This window comes from Streptomyces sp. NPDC021100 (genome assembly GCF_044333095.1).
GTDB lineage: Bacteria > Actinomycetota > Actinomycetes > Streptomycetales > Streptomycetaceae > Streptomyces.
The window spans coordinates 97353-113836 of the sequence record NZ_JBIRQH010000022.1 but is presented as its reverse complement, the minus strand read 5'-3'; the positions used below and the strand labels follow the sequence as shown (position 1 = coordinate 113836).

Sequence of the window (16484 nt, the reverse complement as noted above, 5' to 3'; positions counted from 1 at the left end):
CTCAGCGCCCGCCCGCCAGGACCTCCGCCGCGGCCACCCCTGACGCCGTGCTCGCGCCATGGGTGAAGATCTGCACCGCCCCCGGCGCCGCGGCCCCCGGCAGCCCCATCTCGACGACGATCGCGTCGGGACGCGCCGTGGTGAGGTCCGCGAGAGCCCGGCTCATCCACGCGTGGCGCGGGGCGTCCCGGGTGACGACGACCAGCGGCCGGCCCACCGCCGCCCCCAGCGCGCGCGTCTCCAGCGCGGCGTCGGGCGCGCCCAGGTCCTGCGGGCACAGCCGGACGGAGGTCGTCCCGGGCAGCCGCTCGCTCAGCGGGCCGGCGACGCCCCACGGGGTCTCCTTGCCGATGGCCAGGTTCGTGGCGGGGACCAGCTCCACCACATGGGGCGGCGCGGCCAGCGGCAGCGCGGCGTCCACGGCCCCGGTCAGCCGGAGCGCGCGGCGGGCGGCGACGAACCCGATGCCGCCGTCGGCCGCGCCGGCGGAGGCGGCCCGGCGCAGCCCCGTCGACCAGTCCGCGAACGACCGCACCCGGCCGGCCGCCTCCGCGAGCCGCTCCTCGGCGAGGTCGCCGCGGACCACCGCGTCCACGAGGGCGTCCGTCAGGAGGCGGGCGGTGGACTCCTCGGCGCTCTCGCCGCCGACGCAGACGGCGTCGACGCCGGCGGCCACCGCCTTCACCGCGGCCCCGCCGATGCCGTGGGGGCCGGAGACCGCGCCCATCTCGATGGCGTCGCTCACGATCAGGCCGTCGAAGCCGAGCTCCCCGCGGAGCAGGTCGATCAGGATCCGCCGGCTCAGCGTGGCGGGCAGGCCGGGGTCGTACGCGGGCACCAGCAGGTGGCCGCTCATGACGGCGCGGACGCCCGCGTCCACGGCGGCCCGGAACGGGGGCAGCGCCTGCGCGGCGATCTCCTCGCGGCCTGCGCCGTAGACCGGCAGGTCGTGGTGGGAGTCGACGGCGACGTCGCCGTGGCCGGGGAAGTGCTTGGCGCAGGCCGCCACGCCGGACGACTGGAGCCCGCGGATCCACGCGGCGGTGTGCCGGGAGACGACCTCGGGGCCGGAGCCGAAGGACCGGACGCCGATGATCGGGTTGTCCGGGTTGGAGTTGACGTCCGCGCTGGGCGCGTAGTCCAGGCTCACCCCGGCGGCGCGCAACTGGCGGCCCAGGTCGGCGGCGACGGCCTCGGTCAGTCCGGTGTCGTCGACCGTGCCGAGGGCGAGGTTGCCCGGCCGGGTGGAACCCGTCCCGGACTCGATCCGGGTCACGTCCCCGGCCTCCTCGTCGATCGCGACGACCAGATCGGGGTTCTCCGCCCGCAGCCGCCCGGTGAGCCGGGCGACCTGCTCGGGGGAGACGATGTTGCGCGAGAAGAGGACGACGGATGCCAGCCCGTCACCGATGTCCCGCAGCACCCAGTCCGGCGCCTCGGTGCCCACGAAACCCGGCTGCAGGACGGAGAGGGCGAGTCGCCGCAACGTGGTGCTGTGCTGACTGGAGGACATCGGCCGGTGCCTTTCGGTGGGGGAGCGGCCGGCGAAGGCGTCGGCGGAGCGGCGGCGACACTCTCGCTGGCTTTGGTATAGACCAACAAGGGTGCGCTTAGGTTAACCGCATGTGTCAAGAGGGTGTGCGGCATCACTTCGATGGGCAACGTCCGGGTTTGCGGGGTTCGTTCGCGGGCTGACGGGGTCTCGCGCGCGCCCGCGCAGAGCGGGCGAATGGATCATGAGCGTGTGAAATGATCTCAATTCGGATGTTGACATTCGGAGTTGGTCTAGTCCACCTTGATCGGGTGCACATACAGAGTGGGACGCGTGAGGCGCGCGGCCCGGAAGAACCGACACGGACTCACCGGCCCCCCGGCGGCGCCCGGGACCACGGCCCGAGACGGGCGCCGTTCCCGGAGGCGTGACGAGCCGCGACCCGGCTCCCGCCCCAGACTCTTCGACGGACGGCCCCGGCCGTCCCGCGTTCCGGACCCACCGGCCGGACCGTGACCCACCCCTGCGCGAAGGCGGCCCCGGCATGCGCCGGCGCCCCTCGCGCCCACCGTGCACCGTTGGCGTTCCCAGATCCGGGGGGCGACAGAAAGGATCCGGAGTACCGCATGCCGACCGCTGACCCTTACCTCCACCGAGCCGTCACCGACCTCCCCTACTTCAGCGCGGACGGCGAAACCTACCTCGCGCGCACCCAACTGAGAGACCTTCAGAAGAGACGGCCCCTCAGAGTGCTGTCCGAGGAGGACTTCGCCTTCTGGCAGACCTACGGCTACGTCGTCGTCCGCGAGGCGATCCCCGCGGCCGCCGCCCGGCGCCTCCTCGACTTCGCCTGGGACTTCCAGGGTATGGACCCCGACCGGCCGGACACCTGGTACCAGGACCGCGAGTGGCGCTCCGACCTGGACCGGGAACTGCACGTCTACGGCTTCGTCGAGGCCTACCACCACCAGCTCATCTGGGACAGCCGGCAGACCCGGCGCGTCTACGACGCCTTCGCCGACGTGTGGGACTGCGAAGAGCTGTGGGTGACCCTGGACCGGCTCAACCTCAACCCGCCCAACGTCCGCAACCGCTCCCGCTCCCTGATCGAGCGCCGCGAACGCGGCTTCGACATCGAGCTCCACTGGGACGTCGACACCTCCCAGGGCATCCTCCCGCAGCGCGTCCAGGGCATCATCGCCCTCGACGACACCCGGCCCGATGTCGGCGGCTTCCAGTGCTGCCCCGAACTCTTCCGCCGGTTCGACCGCTGGAAGGCCCTCCAGCCCGACGACCGGGACCCCATCCGGCCCCGCATCGACCGCGACGACATGCCCGTCGTCCGACCCGAACTGCGCGCCGGTGACCTGCTCATCTGGAACGGCCTGCTGGCCCACGGAGTGGCGCCCAACACCTCCGAGGACGGGGTGCGCGCCGTCCAGTACCTGTCCATGATGCCCGCGCTGGAGAACCACCGGGCCCTGCGTGCCTCCCGGATCGCCTCCTGGCGCGACCTCTCCACCCCGGACTGGAACGCCACCCTCCTCGGCGACGCCGTCCGGCACGAGTCCCTGCGCTACGGGCGGGCCGAACTCACCGACCTGGGCGCCAAGCTGCTGGGCCTGCGGACCTGGCACGGCGCGTCCGCCGGCGAATCCGCCGACGCCGCCCCCGTGACGACCGCCGGGGCCGCCACGACCGCCGAGAACGGCCGGGCCACCGAGGAAGAGATATGCGCGGAATCTGTCTGACCCTGCCCACCAACAGGCCCTGCGCCGAGACGATCGCGGCCGTCGCCCGCGAAGCCGCCCACGCCGTCGAGCACTTCGACGTCGAGGTGCACCTGCTCGTCCTCGACTCCTGCGCGCCCGCCGACGCCGCCGCCCACGCCGCCGCAGTCCGCCGGCTGCCCGCGCACCCCCGGATCACGGCACACCACCTCGACGAAGCCGCGCAGCGGGACTTCCTCCGGCGGGTGATCACGGACGCCGGCGGGCCCAAGCCCGAGCTGCTGCTCGACCTGATGCTCCCGGACCGTCTCTCCTACGGCGCCTGCACCAACCGCGCCTTCCTCATCGCCGCCGCGCTCGGCTGCGAATCCGTCCACCGCAGGGACTCCGACAGCCGGTACCAGACGCTCGACGGCGAGCCGGTGTACCCGATCCACCACGAGCTGACGTCGCTGGGCCGGCGCGCCGCGGACGCCGGCGCCGACGTCACCGCGACGGCCCTCGCCCCGGAGCAGCTGGACCGCCGGGTGGCCATGGTCGGCGCCTCCTTCATCGGCGAACTCTCCGTCGACATCGGCGAGATCGAGGCCCTCGACCCCGCCGTCTACCACGACGTGGTCAGCCTCTGGGCACCCGAGGACTGGACCGACGAGCAGAAGCGCGACCTCGTCGCCGAGTCCTTCCGCGGCGCCGGCACGGAACCCTTCCGCGGCGACCGCTCCCTGCTCACCCTCGTCGACCCGATGCGCGTGGACATGTGCAACATCGCCTTCCACGACGTCCACGAACGCGTACCGCTGCCGCCCGCCACCGACACCATCGGCAGCGACTACTTCCTCATCCACCTCGTCCACGACGCCGGACTCCCCGGCGTCCTGCACAACCGCCACATCGTCAACTACTACACCGGCGAGCGCCGCACCGGCACCGGCTTCACGGCCTACCAGCTGCGCTACGCCAAGTTCCTGCTGTCCATGCTCTACTTCAACGCCGTCTACGCCCGCATGGCCGAGGCCGGCGACGCGCTGCTCGACGGCCGCGGACGGGTCCGGGCCTCCGTCGTCGCCGCGCTCGCCCGGGAGAGCGCCGGCCTCGACCGGGCCGGGAACGTCCGGCGGCTCGACGCCCTCGACGCCGCCTACCGCCGGCTCGGCGGACGGTACGCCGAGTTCGCCGACCTCCTGGCCGGCCGCCGCGAGCGACTCCTCGACGAGGCGCGACGCGACATCGAGGACTTCGCCCTGCTCACCGAGGCATGGGAGGCCCTGGTCCGCGCCGCCCGCACCACCCCCGTCGTCCGCACCCCGTCGGGACGGCCCCGATGAGCGCCACGACGACTCTGTGCGACAGCCCCGCCGCCACCCCCCTCTTCGCCGCGCTCGCCACCGCCGACGAGGACCGGATCGTCTTCGACCTGGACGGCATCCGCGCCCGCCACGACGAACTCCGCCGTCAACTCCCCGGCGTGGACGTACGGTTCGCCATGAAGGCGTGCCCGGTCGACGAGGTGCTCGCCGCCCTCGCCCGCGCGGGCGCCGGCGTCGACGCCGCGAGCCCGCTGGAGATGGAACAGGCGCTGCGCGCGGGCGTACCGGCCGGCCGGATGCACTACGGGAACACCGTCAAGTCCGACCGGGACATCGCCCACGCCCACCGGCTCGGCATCCGCGACTTCGCGTCCGACAGCCTGGAGGACGTGGAGGCCCTCGCCCGGCACGCCCCTGGCGCCCGCGTCTTCTGCCGTGTGGCGACCAGCGGGGACGGCGCGCTGTGGGGCCTCACCCACAAGTTCGGCTGCCCGCCCGGTCAGGCCGTCCGCGTCCTGGAACGCGCCCGCGAGCTCGGCCTGACCCCGTCCGGCCTCTCCGTGCACGTCGGCTCCCAGCAGATGACGGCCGAGGCGTGGCGCGACGCGCTGACGTCCCTCGGCGACGTGCTCGCCGTCCTGCGCGGGCGCGGGATCACCCTCGACCACGTCAACCTCGGCGGCGGCCTGCCCGCCCTCGGCTACCTCGACCTGCGGGGCATGCCCCTCGACCCGCCGCTCGACGCCATCTTCGCGGCCATCCGCGAGGGCACGGCCGCGCTGCGGCGGATCCACGGCGCGCCGCTGGACTTCGTCGTGGAACCCGGACGCCACCTCGTCGCCGACCACGGCGCCGTCCGCGCCCACGTCGTCCGCCTCGCCGAACGCCCCCGCCCGGACGGCGGCCGGCAGCACTGGCTGTACCTGAGCGTCGGCAAGTTCAACGGCCTGTACGAGATGGACGCGCTCCAGTACCGGCTGGTGTTCCCCGGGCACCACGACACCGCGTACGTCCGCGCGGTCCTCGCCGGACCCACCTGCGACAGCGACGACGCCCACACCCCCGGGCACGCGCCCGTCGAGGTGCCGGGCGACCTCGCCTCGGGCGACCCGGTCTGGGTGCTGTCCTGCGGCGCCTACGCCACCAGCTACATGACCCAGGGGTTCAACGGGATCGCCCCGCTGCCGTACACCTGCGCCGGCACCGCGGACGACGGAGCGGAGTGGGCCCGGTGAGCGGCGGCATCCGCGTCCGCGGCATCGCCGAACGCGACTGGGACGCCGTCGTGGCACTGGAGGCCGGCGCCTACACCGCGCTCGGCCTCTCCGAGGGGCGCGCCGCGCTGCGGTCCCGCGCGGACGCCTCCCCGGGCACCTGCTTCGTCCTGGACGTCGACTCCCGGCCGGCCGGCTATCTGCTGGCCCTGCCCTACCCGGACTTCCGCTGCCCGGACCTGACCCGGCCGGAAGCACCGGGGGACCCGGCGGACCCGGCGGGCCCGGCGGGCCCGGCGGCCAACCTGCACCTGCACGACATCGTCGTCGCCCCCCACCTGCGCCGCAGGGGGCTGGCCCGGCACCTGCTGCGGCACCTCACGCGCACCGCCCGGGCGCGTGGGGACGAACGGATCTCGCTCGTCGCCGTCGGCGGCAGCGAGGCGTTCTGGTCGGCCCGCGGATTCGCCGCGCACCCGGACGTGCCCCTGCCCGACGGCTACGGTCCGCACGCCGTCTACATGTCCCGGCCGGTGTCCGCCGACGACCCAGAGGACCCCCGACCGGGCGGGACGGTGCCGCACGGCCCGCCCGTGCACCACGAAGCGAGCTGATGTACGTGTTCCGACCCCACGACCCCTTCCAGCGCGCCCAGTTGGCGATCGTCGCGCTGTTCTGCTCCCTGGGCTTCCAGTACGCCACCTGGGCCGCGCGGATCCCGGCCCTCAAGACGGACCTCGGCCTGTCCACGGCCGAGGTCGGCGTCCTGCTGATGGCCGCGGGCATCGGCGCGGCGGTGTCGTTCCCCCTGGTGGCGCTGCTGATGAAGCGCCTGGGCTCCCGGCGGCTCGCCCTGCTCTCGCAACTCGCCCTGGCCCTGCTCCTCCCGGCCCTGGCCGCCGCACCGAACTACCCGGTGGCGCTGCTGGTCCTGGGGGCGGACGGCGTCTGCGTGGGCTGCCTGAACGTCGCCATGAACGCCCAGGGCGCCGCCCTCGAAGCCCGCTACGAACGCACCGCCATGGCCAGACTGCACGCCACGTTCAGCGGCGGCTCCCTGCTCGCCGCGCTCCTGGCCTCCGGCATGACCGCGGTGACCTCGTCGGTCGCGGCACACTTCGGCGTGGCCGCCGCCCTGCTCGTCCTGCTGAACGTCTCCGCTCGGCCCGGACTCCTCACGGAGGAGCGGCCGCGGGTACAGGAGGCCGAGGAGGAGAAGCGAACCGGCGGACGGTGGGCCCTGCCGTCCCGCATCACCCTCTGGATGTGCTGCGCCATGGCCTTCGGCACCGTCACCGAAGGCGCCATGAACGACTGGTCCACCCTCTACATGAAGGACGTCGCCGACGCGTCCGCCGGGCTCGCCCCTCTGGGCATCGCCGTCGTCTCCGGGATGATGGTCGTGGCCCGCCTCTTCGCCGACGGCTGGCGCGACCGCTGGGGCGACGGCCGCGTCGTCCTCCTCGGCAGCGCCCTCGCCGCCGCCGGACTCGCCTTCGCCCTGTTGAGCGGCGGCGTGGCGGCGGCCCTCGCCGGGTTCGCCTGCGTCGGACTGGGCATCGCGGCCGTCACCCCCTGCGTCTACGCGGCGGCGGCCCGGCAGGGCTCCGACTCCCTCACTCTGGTCGCCGCGATGGGCACCACGGGCCTGCTCGCCGGGCCGCCCCTCATCGGCTTCATCGCCAACGCGAGTGGCTTGGCCTGGGGCTTTGCCGCCGTGGCGGTGGCGGCGGGCGTGGTGTCGCTGTGCAGCACACGGATCCGGTGGACGCCGGTGGGTGGCTGAGGGCTCGGTCCCCAGTCCCGCCCCTTCGCCGTTTCCTGGGGGCTGCGCCCCCAGACCCCCGTGATCGCGGCTTCGCCGCTCGTCCTCAAACGCCGGACGGGCTGAAAGTGCCAGCTCAGGCACAATCCAGCCCGTCCGGCGCTTCGGGGGTGCGGGGGCGCAGCCCCCGCAAGAAACGGTGAATGGGGGTGCCCCCTCTGGGGGAGGGACTGGGGCACCCCCCCTCGACGAGAGCCGCCCGCTTACGGCGCCATCTCGTAAGCGCCCGACAGTGCCTCAACCCGCTCCCACACCCGCGCCGAGCGCCCCTCATCGACGACCGGGCGGCGCACTGCGCCAAGCGCCCACCCCTGCTGCGCCTCGGTGGCCGAGTCCTTGCCGTGCAACTCGACCGCGTGCGCCGAGAAGTCCCGGACGAGCACCGCGCACAGCTCGTCGAGCACGTCCTCGTCCAGCCCCGTCAGGCGCGCCTGCTCCAGGATCAGCTGGCCGTGCACGACGAGGGCGAACAACTGGCCCACGGACAGCAGCAGATCGAGGTCACGGCTCTGCTCCTCGTCCGGCGCCGCGGTGGTGACGAACGCGCACAGGGCGTCCGCCTGCTCGCGGAAGCGGGCGACGTTGGGCAGGTGGGCGTACGCGTCGAAGGCGGTCCGCCAGTCGTGGAAACGGATGGAGCCGAGGCCGCGGGCCGGGCCCTGGCGGAAGAGGAACGCGTCGTCGGCCGCGTCGAGACGGGTGGGCACGGGCTCGTACCCGGCCGGCTCCAGCAGGTGGTTGCGGAGGAACTTGAGGATCAGCGCCAGGTTGACGTGGACCGTGCCCTCCAGCTTCGGCAGGCTACGGATCTCGACGGCGGCCTGCGCGAAGTAGTTGTCCTTCTCGAAGCCCTTGGCCGCGATGACGTCCCACATCAGGTCGACGACCTTCTCGCCCTCCGTGGTCACCTTCATCTTCGTCATGGGGTTGAAGAGGAGGTAGCGGCGGTCGTCGGGACCGGCCGAGCGGAAGTAGTCGACCGCGCGGTCGCTGAACAGCTTCATCCCGACCAGCCGGACGTAGGCGTCGGTCAGCTCGCGGCGCACGTGCGGGAAGGCGGTGACCGGGCGGCCGTACAGGATGCGGTTGTGGGCGTGGGTGACGGCCTCGTACATCGCGTGCTCGCAGATGCCGATCGAGGCGGTGCACAGGTTGAACTTGCCGACGTTGACCGTGTTCAGCGCCGCGTCGAAGGCGGCGCGGCCGGTGTGCAGCACGTCCTCGGCACGGACCGGGTAGTCCTCCAGCCGGAACTCGCTGACGAACTTCGAGGAGTCGACGACGTTCTTCACCAGGTGGTACGCCGGGTGCCGGCTGTCCGCGGCGAAGAAGACGTAGCCGTCGGGGCCCTCGACGTCGGTCCGGCGGCCGAAGACGGAGACGAGGCCCGCGGCGTTGCCGTTGCCGATGTAGTACTTGGAGCCGGTGGCGCGGAAGCCGCCGTGGCCGTCGTGGGTCAGCAGCATGTCGGTGGAGTAGATGTCGGCGCCGTGCGTCTTCTCGGACAGGCCGAACGCGAACACCTCGCCGTCCGCCAGGAGTTCCGCGGCGCGGGTGCGGGCGGCGGCGTTCTCGCTCTGCCACACCGGGCCGAGGCCCAGGATGGTGACCTGCCACGCGTACCAGTAGTCGAGCCCGTAGAAGCCGAGGATTTCGTTGAGCGCGGCGATCCGGGCGGTGTCCCAGCGCTTGTCCCCGTTGCCCTCGGCCGCCTCGGCCGGGGTGAGGAACGTCGCGAACAGCCCCTCCTTCGCGGCGAACGCGAGGAAGTCCGCGAGCCAGGCGCGGGAGCGGTAGTCCTCGATCAGCTTGCGCTTGCCGCGCTCCTCGAACCAGTCGACGGTGGCGCGCAGCAGCCGGCGGGTCTCGGGGTCGAAGTGCGTGGGGTCGTAGGTGCGCGGGTTGAACAGCAGCGGGTCGGCCATGGCCATGGAGGTACGCCTTTCCGGCTCGGGGAATGAAGGGTCGGGGGGCTGACGGGCGCCGGGCGCGCTCACCGGGGCGCGGAGCCGATGCGGTGCGGGGCGGCGAGGCGGTGCAGGGTGGTGAGGACGTCGTCCAGCCAGGCGAGCGTCATCCGCTCGTAGGCGATCCCGCCGCGCAGGACGGCGTGCTGGAGCTCCTGGCCGGTGTCGAGCGCGGGAGGCGCCTCGGGGCCGGTGAAGTCGCGCCGCTCGCCCGCGAGGTAGTGGGCGAGCCGCTCGGCGTGGACCCGGCGGTGCCGCTCGACCTCGTCGACCAGCTCGGCCGGGTCCCCGAAGGCCGCGCCCCGGATCTTCACCGCCAGGTCGTGCCGGAGGCCCTCCGGCTCGACCGGCTCCCGCAGCCAGCGGGCGAGCGCCTCGCGGCCCGGGGCCGCCACCGAGTACTCCTTCTTGTCCGGCCGGCCCTGCTGGGGCACCTCCCGGACGTCGATCCAGCCGTCGCCCACCATCCGCTTCAGGACCCGGTAGATCTGCTGGTGGGTGGCGGTCCAGAAGTAGCCGATGGACCGCTCGAACCGCCGGGCCAGCTCATAGCCGGAGCCCGGCTTCTCCAGCAGGGAAACGAGGATCGCGTGCTCGAGCGCCATGCCCTGGATCATCTATGCAACTCGTTTCATAGGAAAGAGCCGCCGCCCGAGTGAGACCGGGCTCACTGCGCCCGCCTCGGGCCCTACGGCTCGCGGCCCGTCAGGCGCGGGAGCCGGCCTTGCGCGGATCCGTCCGCCGGCTCCGTCGGCACCCCGTGTCACCGGAGCCGGACGTGAGGGGACTCTCCGGGAGAGCCCGGTGGATCCGGGCGGAGTGGTCCAAGAGCCCCGCGCACGGTCTCCGCGTCGAGCCGCTCGTCCAGGCCGACCGCGCGGGCGAGGTCGCATGGGTGCGTGACCGCGCCCACCACGTGGGGGCCCGGCAGACTGCGGCCGGGGGCCGGGCCGGAGGGGGGGGCGTCGACGATCCGGTCGAGCGGGCCGCCGGCGCGGAACGCCGTCCGGCGCTCGGCCACCGCCTCGCCGTGGTCCGACCACCGCCCGCCGCCGCCTCCGGCGGGAACCGGTCCTCCAACCGGACGGGCACGGCCCCGCCGACGGGGGGAGCGGGCCGCCCGCGATGCGTCAAAGCAGGCCAATGACACTTCGGACGCCCGGCAGCAGAAACGGTTACGGACCCGGTTCCGGCCATGGTCAGAGGCATATTCCGGGTGCGCCGGGCGCACCTCCGGGCCACCGCGGCGGCCCGGTGCGCCGCAAGGGCGCCCCCGCGCCCGGACGGGCCGGTTCCCGCACAGGTGGCGGGATGCCGCCGGTGCGGGCGCACCGGGCGCACCCGTACGTTCGCGACGTCACGGACGTCAGCGCGTCCGCAATCCGCCCGCACGTCCGCAATCCGTCCGCACGCGCTCCCTCGCCACGGAGGTACCGGGATGTCGTTATTCCCCTACAAGCAGTCCTTCGCCGGCTCCGCCACCCCGCCCGACTGGAAGCTGTACGGCTCCGCGCGGATGACCGGCCAGGGCTGGCTCAGCCTCACGCCGGCGCAGACGTTCAAGGCGGGGACCGCCCTGCTGAACGTCGCCTTCCCCAGCACCGACGGCATCTCGGTGCAGTTCGACCTCGCCGCGTACGGCGGTGCCGACCCGGCCGACGGAATGTCGTTCTTCCTCATCGACGGCGCGCACGAGACCGGCGTGGGCGGCCCCGGCGGGGCCCTCGGCTACGCCTGCTACCGCAAGGGGCAGCCCGACCGGCGGCCCGGTGTCTCCCACGGCTACGTCGGCATCGGGGTCGACCAGCACGGCTCGTTCTCCAACCCGAGCCAGGCCGGCGACACCGGGCCGGGAACGCGCCCGGACAACGCCGTGCTGCGCGGCTCGGGCGACGGGTACGACGGCTACCGCTACCTCGTCGGCGCGGCCCTGCCGTCGCTGAGCCTCGGCCGGGAGAACCCCACCCGCATCCTGCTCTCGGTCATCGACCGCAAGGTGACCGTCTCCGTCCGCAAGGACAACAACTGGCAGCGCCTGATCGACGGTTACGACCTGCGGAACGCCCCGGGGCAGGCCGCGCTCCCGGCCACGCTGAAGCTCGGCCTGTCGGCCGCCACCGGCGCGCTCACCAACAACTACGAGGTCCGCGACCTCGAAGTGACGCTCCCCGCCGAGTTCCCGCTCGCGATGAGCGGACCGCAGACGGTACGGGCCGGCTCGCCGATCGGCTACCGGATCACGGTCGAGAACAAGGGCCCCAACGCCGTCCCGGACGCGAAGGTCACCGGCAAGCTCCCGACCGAGGTGACCGGCCCCGCCTTCGGACCGCTCGAACTCGGCGGCGGCGCCACGGCGGGCACCGCGACCATCACGGACGGGACGTTCACCCAGCCGCTGCGCCTCCCGGTGGGCGGCACGGCCGTCATCCCGCTGAACGGCACCGTCGCCGGCGGCAGCGGCGGCAGCTTCACCTGCGACGCGACCGTCACCTCGGAGACGCGCGCCAACATCGCGACGCGCTACTCCGACTCCGTCACCACGACGGTCACGGCACCGCCGTCCGCCGAAGTCCCCCTGGGCATGCGGGGACCGGCCACGGCCGACGCCGGCAAGCAGATCTCCTACACGATGACGGTCGAGAACAAGGGCCCGGACGCCGTGCCGGCCGCCCGGCTCACCGGCACCCTCACCCCGCGGCTCACCGGACCGGTGTTCGAGCCGCCCCGGCTCTCCGGAGGCGCCACGGCCGGCGAAGGCACCATCTCCGGCGGCGACTTCGTCCAGCCTCTGAACCTGCCGCGGGGCGGCGCGGCCGTCATCCGCGTCACCGGCACGGTCGAGCGCGGCTTCACCGGTGACATCACCAGCACCTCGAAGATCGAGACGCCGGACGTCGTCAACACCTCACCGGACAAGGCCGGGAGCGTGACGACCAAGGTGAGCCCGCCGAAGATCGACGTCACCATCAAGACGAAGAACGGGTTCGAGCAGAGCTGGCCTCCCGAGGCGACGGGTTACGTCTGGTCGTACACCTTCACCCTCGCCGCCAGCGAGAACCGCGTCCAGCAGTGGCGGCTCTCCTTCGACGGGCTGCCGGCCGGCAGCCGGTTCAACCCGGCGGTCACCGACCACTGGTACACGGTGGTGAAGGACGGCAGCGAGGACGGACACATCGTCATCGAGTCCCCGGCGACCGGCCACAGCATCGAGCCCGGGACACCGCTGGACGTCCACGTGCAGGTGCTGCACCACTCCCTCGCCGAGTCCAACGAGGGCCTGGTCTACAACCTTCAGGGCATCGCCCTGAGGGAGAGCGGCCACTGAGGCAGGGCGGCCCCGGCTCCGGTGGGGCCGGGCCCGCTGCCGTCCGTATGAGGCGGGCCGGGGCAGCGGGGAGAGGCCGGGACAGGCCGAGGCGGCCGGGGCGCGCGTCAGCCCACCGCCCGCTTCACGAGCTCCGCTATACGCTCCTCCACCTCGGCCGTCACCCCGGTCAGGGCGAATCCGGCCGCCCACATCGGGCCGTCGTCCAGCCGCGCCTGGTCACTGAACCCGAGCGTCGCGTACCGCGCCTTGAACTTCTCCGCGCTCTGGAAGAAGCAGACGATCCTGCCGTCCCGGGCGTAGGCGGGCATCCCGTACCAGAGCTTCGGCGCGAGCTCCGGGGCACTGGCCGTGACGACGGCGTGGACGCGCTCGGCCATGCCCCGGTCCGACTCCCCCATATCGGCGATCCTGGCGAGGACCTCGCGCTCCGCCTCCGCCGCCTTGTCCGCCCGCGAGGCGCGCCGCGCCGCGGTCTTGACCTCCCGGGCGTGGTCCTTCATCGCGGCCCGCTCCTCGGCCGTGAACCCCTCGTACGTACTGCTCCCGGTGCCGGACATGGCTGATCTCCCCGTTGGACACCCGCTGTTCGGGCTCGTATGAAGGACCGTACCCCGACCCACTGACAACGCCCCCGCCGCGAGCACCCCCTGCGAGCACCCCGCCGCGACGGCCGACGCGTCCGCCCCGCTACGCCCCGTCGTCCGCCCCCGGGGACGCCTCGCCGCCCGGAGCCGCCGGGGCGGCGGTGACCCGGCTCAGGAGCCAGGTGAGCAGCCAGGCCGCCGCCCCGAGCGCGGCGGCGACCGCGGCCCAGGCCAGGTCCGCGTGGAGCATCAGTCGGCGGCCGGAGTACGGGCGGCGAGCACGAGGGCCCAGGAGACACAGGCGAAGGAGGCGGTGGAGGCCAGGGCGCGGACCAGGTTCCACCGGACCCAGACGGACTCGAAGGCGCCGCGGACGGCGGCGAAGTCGCTGATGTGCTCCGGGGAACCGGCCGCCGCCAGCCTGTTGTTGAGCGGTACGTTGACCGTGCCCGTGATCACCAGCACGGCGAGCTGGAAGGCGGCGGCCGCCCCGATCCACAGCAGCACCGTGCGGCCGCCACCGCGCCACTCCAGCACGCCGGCCAGCACGACCAGCGCCAGTGAGCCCAGGAAGGAGAGCATGAACCAGCCGTTGAGAATGGCCACGTTGATCCGTTGCATCGCGTCGACGAACGTCCGGTCGTCGGCGCGGGCCAGCCCCGGCATCACGGAGCAGGCATAGGAGTAGAACAGTCCGGCGCCGAGCCCGGTGGTCACCACCGCCCCGAACAGGACCGCCATGCGTACAACCGACATTCCCACAACCCCCGTTCGCAGTGCCATGCCGCAAGTCAACCCGCCGGGCCCGCCCGCGGCCATGGCCGAGGACCTCGGCCGCATACGCGAGCGTCCCGCGGACCCCGCACCGGCCGGCGGGGACGCGCTCGGCGCGCTCCTGGCCGGCACCCGGGCCCACGGCGCCTTCCTGCTGCGCTCGGTGTTCGACCCGCCGTGGGCGATCCGCGTCCGGGACGAGGCGCCGCTGACCGTCCTGACCATGTTCCGCGGCGAGGGCTGGATCACGCACGACCGGCGGCCGCCCGTGCGGCTGCGCCCCGGCGACCTGGCCGTCGTGCGCGGCCCCGAGCCGTACACCGTCGCCGACCACCCCTCGACCGCACCGCGAGCGATCATCCACCCGGGACAGCTGGCGACCGACCCGGCCGGGACCGCACTGTGCGCGGAACTCCACCGCGGCGTACGGACCTGGGGCGAGCGCCCCGACGCGGCGCACGTCCTCGTCAGCGGCACCTACCAGCTGCCCGGCGAGGTCGGCCGCCGCCTGCTGCACACCCTGCCGCACGTGCTGCATCTGACCGCCGGCGCCTGGCACTCGCCCCTGCTGCCGCTCCTGGAGGAGGAGATGGGCCGCGACGAACCCGGGCAGGCCGCCGTCCTGGACCGGCTGCTCGACCTCGTCCTGATCGGCGCGTTGCGCGCCTGGCTCACCCGGGAGGGCGCCGCCGCCCCGGCCTGGTACCGCGCCCACGGCGACCCGGTGGCGGGCCCCGCCCTCGGACTGCTGCACGCCGATCCTGCCCGGCCGTGGACGGTCGCCGCGCTCGCCGCCGAGGTCGGCGTCTCCCGGGCGGTCCTCGCCCGCCGCTTCACCGAGCTGGTGGGCGAGCCGCCGATGGCGTACCTCACCGGCTGGCGGCTCTCCCTCGCCGCCGACCTCCTCGCCTCCTCCGACGCCACCCTGGCGTCCGTCGCCCGGCAGGTCGGCTACGGCAGCGCCTTCGCGCTCAGCGCCGCCTTCAAACGGGTCCGCGGCCTCAGCCCCGCCCGCCACCGCGACGCCTTCCGGGACCCGGGTCCGGGCTCCGCGCCCCGCGGCTGACCCTGCCGGGCGCGACCCTCAGGACCGCCGCCGGTGGTACGCCTTGCCTGCGATCCGCCAGCCGTCGGCGACGCGTACCAGCAGGAAGACGTCGGTGAAGGTGTCCGTGCCGTGCCGGAGCGTCATCGTGGCCGTCGCGACCGTGCCGTGGACGTCGACGGCCTCGACACGGCGGGAGCGGGCCGGTTCGTCCGGGGCCGGGCGGCCGGGGAAGAGGGCGCGGTACTCGGACAGGTTCCACGAGACGAACGCGCCGTCCCGGATCCCCTCGACGCGTGCGGTGGGCAGGAACGCCGCGCTGAAATGGGCGGGGTCGCCGGTGGCGTGCCCGCGGACGTAGGCGCGCAGCGGTGCGAGGACCGCGTCGTCCACGGCGGGCGCGGTGGCCGCGACGGCGATGTCGGCCTCCGGGCCGGCGGGGGAGTCGGCCAGGCCGGCCGCGCTGCGCAGGGGCAGGCCCGACGTGGTGGCCAACAGCTCCATGTCCTTGGCCAGGGCGCCGATCGTGAAGTGGGCCGCCGCCTCCGCACCCGCGCCCGGGATGGTGGTGAGGAAGGGGCGCTTACGGGCCACGAGTCCGCCGAGCTGCCCGAGTTCGAGCACGTCCAGGACCTGGTCCCGGGGCAGGCCGAGGGCGTCGGCCTGCTGTAGCGCGTCCCGCAGCGCGAGGACGGCGCCGGCGAGGCTGTTGTTGGCGATCAGCTTGAGCGCGGCGGCGGTGGCCGCGGTGGAGGAGGCGCCGATCCGTCGTACCGTACCCAGGGCCTCCAGGACCGGGCGCACCCGGTCGAACGCCTCCTCGTCGGCGGCGGCGAGGATCTCCAGGGTGCCGGACGAGGCGGCCGGCACCGAGCCGAGGACGGGCGCGTGGACGTAGGACGGGCCGAGCCAACGGGCCGTCCGGGCGGCTTCTGCGGGGGCGATGGTGGCGGTGTTCACCACGATCGCGTCCGTCCGCAGCGCGTCCCGGACCCGGTCGAGGACGTCCCGGCAGGCCGGGCCGTCGAACAGCGCCAACAGCACCACGTTGGCGTCCGCCACGGCGTTGCGCGGATCACCGGTCGTCCGGACGGCGCTTGACGTGCGCCCGGATCGGGTCCAGCCGACGACGTTCCAGTCCCCGGCGGTCAGTCGTGTCGCGATCGCGTCGCCCATGCGGCCCAGGCCGAGGACGGCGATCGTGTGCGGTGTGGTCAT

At 73.8% G+C, this 16484-nt stretch carries 14 protein-coding genes; 7 read left to right on the top strand and 7 right to left on the bottom strand.

Annotation, left to right across the window (positions count from 1 at the left end; all coding sequences use genetic code 11):
• Position 1: 1 nt before the first annotated feature.
• Positions 2-1513 (bottom strand): glycoside hydrolase family 3 protein, encoded by a 1512-nt coding sequence (locus tag ACH4PU_RS30135; protein WP_398278920.1) that lies wholly within the window; start codon positions 1511-1513, stop codon positions 2-4.
• 605 nt (positions 1514-2118) lie between these two features.
• On the opposite strand from ACH4PU_RS30135, the gene ACH4PU_RS30130 reads away from it, so the two are divergent.
• The 5 genes from ACH4PU_RS30130 to ACH4PU_RS30110 are packed head-to-tail and all read left to right on the top strand — an operon-like array spanning position 2119 to position 7529.
• Positions 2119-3243, top strand: a complete 1125-nt coding sequence (locus ACH4PU_RS30130) for a phytanoyl-CoA dioxygenase family protein (RefSeq protein ID WP_398278917.1) — start codon at positions 2119-2121, stop codon at positions 3241-3243.
• On the top strand, positions 3225-4547 hold the full coding sequence (locus tag ACH4PU_RS30125) for a DUF6271 family protein (protein ID WP_398278914.1): 1323 nt from the start codon (positions 3225-3227) through the stop codon (positions 4545-4547). Before ACH4PU_RS30130 ends, ACH4PU_RS30125 begins: the two co-directional genes overlap by 19 nt.
• Positions 4544-5764, top strand: a complete 1221-nt coding sequence (locus tag ACH4PU_RS30120) for a type III PLP-dependent enzyme (RefSeq protein ID WP_398278911.1) — start codon at positions 4544-4546, stop codon at positions 5762-5764. The genes ACH4PU_RS30125 and ACH4PU_RS30120 overlap by 4 nt, the downstream gene beginning before the upstream one ends.
• Complete coding sequence (locus ACH4PU_RS30115) at positions 5761-6357, top strand: GNAT family N-acetyltransferase (RefSeq protein WP_398278908.1); 597 nt, start codon at positions 5761-5763, stop codon at positions 6355-6357. The genes ACH4PU_RS30120 and ACH4PU_RS30115 overlap by 4 nt, the downstream gene beginning before the upstream one ends.
• The gene (locus tag ACH4PU_RS30110) at positions 6357-7529 is read left to right on the top strand and encodes an MFS transporter (protein ID WP_398278905.1); all 1173 of its coding nucleotides are present in this window, start codon (positions 6357-6359) and stop codon (positions 7527-7529) included. Before ACH4PU_RS30115 ends, ACH4PU_RS30110 begins: the two co-directional genes overlap by 1 nt.
• Before the next feature lie 242 nt (positions 7530-7771).
• Here ACH4PU_RS30110 and ACH4PU_RS30105 read toward each other — a convergent pair whose 3' ends face one another.
• Positions 7772-9493, bottom strand: a complete 1722-nt coding sequence (locus tag ACH4PU_RS30105; protein ID WP_398278980.1) for an acyl-CoA dehydrogenase family protein — start codon at positions 9491-9493, stop codon at positions 7772-7774.
• 68 nt (positions 9494-9561) lie between these two features.
• On the bottom strand, positions 9562-10140 hold the full coding sequence (locus tag ACH4PU_RS30100; RefSeq protein ID WP_398278902.1) for a PadR family transcriptional regulator: 579 nt from the start codon (positions 10138-10140) through the stop codon (positions 9562-9564).
• A gap of 833 nt (positions 10141-10973) precedes the next feature.
• Here ACH4PU_RS30100 and ACH4PU_RS30095 point away from each other — a divergent pair.
• A complete protein-coding gene (locus ACH4PU_RS30095; protein WP_398278899.1) occupies positions 10974-12860 on the top strand; it encodes a hypothetical protein in 1887 nt (628 codons plus the stop codon).
• Between the two features lie 107 nt (positions 12861-12967).
• Here the strand turns inward: ACH4PU_RS30095 and ACH4PU_RS30090 are convergent, their stop codons facing one another.
• The 3 genes from ACH4PU_RS30090 to ACH4PU_RS30080 form a co-directional block, all read right to left on the bottom strand.
• Complete coding sequence (locus ACH4PU_RS30090; RefSeq protein ID WP_398278896.1) at positions 12968-13420, bottom strand: iron chaperone; 453 nt, start codon at positions 13418-13420, stop codon at positions 12968-12970.
• A gap of 130 nt (positions 13421-13550) precedes the next feature.
• Positions 13551-13697: a hypothetical protein gene (locus ACH4PU_RS30085; RefSeq protein ID WP_398278893.1), complete on the bottom strand. Its 147-nt coding sequence runs from the start codon at positions 13695-13697 to the stop codon at positions 13551-13553.
• The gene (locus ACH4PU_RS30080; protein ID WP_398278890.1) at positions 13697-14203 is read right to left on the bottom strand and encodes a DUF1772 domain-containing protein; all 507 of its coding nucleotides are present in this window, start codon (positions 14201-14203) and stop codon (positions 13697-13699) included. Before ACH4PU_RS30080 ends, ACH4PU_RS30085 begins: the two co-directional genes overlap by 1 nt.
• Positions 14204-14264: 61 nt before the next feature.
• Between ACH4PU_RS30080 and ACH4PU_RS30075 the strand changes: the two genes are divergently transcribed.
• On the top strand, positions 14265-15287 hold the full coding sequence (locus ACH4PU_RS30075; protein ID WP_398278977.1) for an AraC family transcriptional regulator: 1023 nt from the start codon (positions 14265-14267) through the stop codon (positions 15285-15287).
• Positions 15288-15305: 18 nt separating this feature from the next.
• Here the strand turns inward: ACH4PU_RS30075 and ACH4PU_RS30070 are convergent, their stop codons facing one another.
• On the bottom strand, positions 15306-16484 hold the full coding sequence (locus ACH4PU_RS30070; protein ID WP_398278887.1) for a nuclear transport factor 2 family protein: 1179 nt from the start codon (positions 16482-16484) through the stop codon (positions 15306-15308).

What these genes read in the sequence shown, in the direction of transcription:
- ACH4PU_RS30135 (WP_398278920.1), bottom strand. Translation starts at nt 1,513, where the DNA reads ATGTCCTCCAGTCAGCACAGCACCACGTTGCGGCGACTCGCCCTCTCC.
- ACH4PU_RS30130 (WP_398278917.1), top strand. Translation starts at nt 2,119, where the DNA reads ATGCCGACCGCTGACCCTTACCTCCACCGAGCCGTCACCGACCTCCCC.
- ACH4PU_RS30125 (WP_398278914.1), top strand. Translation starts at nt 3,225, where the DNA reads ATGCGCGGAATCTGTCTGACCCTGCCCACCAACAGGCCCTGCGCCGAG.
- ACH4PU_RS30120 (WP_398278911.1), top strand. Translation starts at nt 4,544, where the DNA reads ATGAGCGCCACGACGACTCTGTGCGACAGCCCCGCCGCCACCCCCCTC.
- ACH4PU_RS30110 (WP_398278905.1), top strand. Translation starts at nt 6,357, where the DNA reads ATGTACGTGTTCCGACCCCACGACCCCTTCCAGCGCGCCCAGTTGGCG.
- ACH4PU_RS30105 (WP_398278980.1), bottom strand. Translation starts at nt 9,493, where the DNA reads ATGGCCGACCCGCTGCTGTTCAACCCGCGCACCTACGACCCCACGCAC.
- ACH4PU_RS30100 (WP_398278902.1), bottom strand. Translation starts at nt 10,140, where the DNA reads ATGGCGCTCGAGCACGCGATCCTCGTTTCCCTGCTGGAGAAGCCGGGC.
- ACH4PU_RS30095 (WP_398278899.1), top strand. Translation starts at nt 10,974, where the DNA reads ATGTCGTTATTCCCCTACAAGCAGTCCTTCGCCGGCTCCGCCACCCCG.
- ACH4PU_RS30090 (WP_398278896.1), bottom strand. Translation starts at nt 13,420, where the DNA reads ATGTCCGGCACCGGGAGCAGTACGTACGAGGGGTTCACGGCCGAGGAG.
- ACH4PU_RS30085 (WP_398278893.1), bottom strand. Translation starts at nt 13,697, where the DNA reads ATGCTCCACGCGGACCTGGCCTGGGCCGCGGTCGCCGCCGCGCTCGGG.
- ACH4PU_RS30080 (WP_398278890.1), bottom strand. Translation starts at nt 14,203, where the DNA reads ATGTCGGTTGTACGCATGGCGGTCCTGTTCGGGGCGGTGGTGACCACC.
- ACH4PU_RS30075 (WP_398278977.1), top strand. Translation starts at nt 14,265, where the DNA reads ATGGCCGAGGACCTCGGCCGCATACGCGAGCGTCCCGCGGACCCCGCA.
- ACH4PU_RS30070 (WP_398278887.1), bottom strand. Translation starts at nt 16,484, where the DNA reads ATGACCACACCGCACACGATCGCCGTCCTCGGCCTGGGCCGCATGGGC.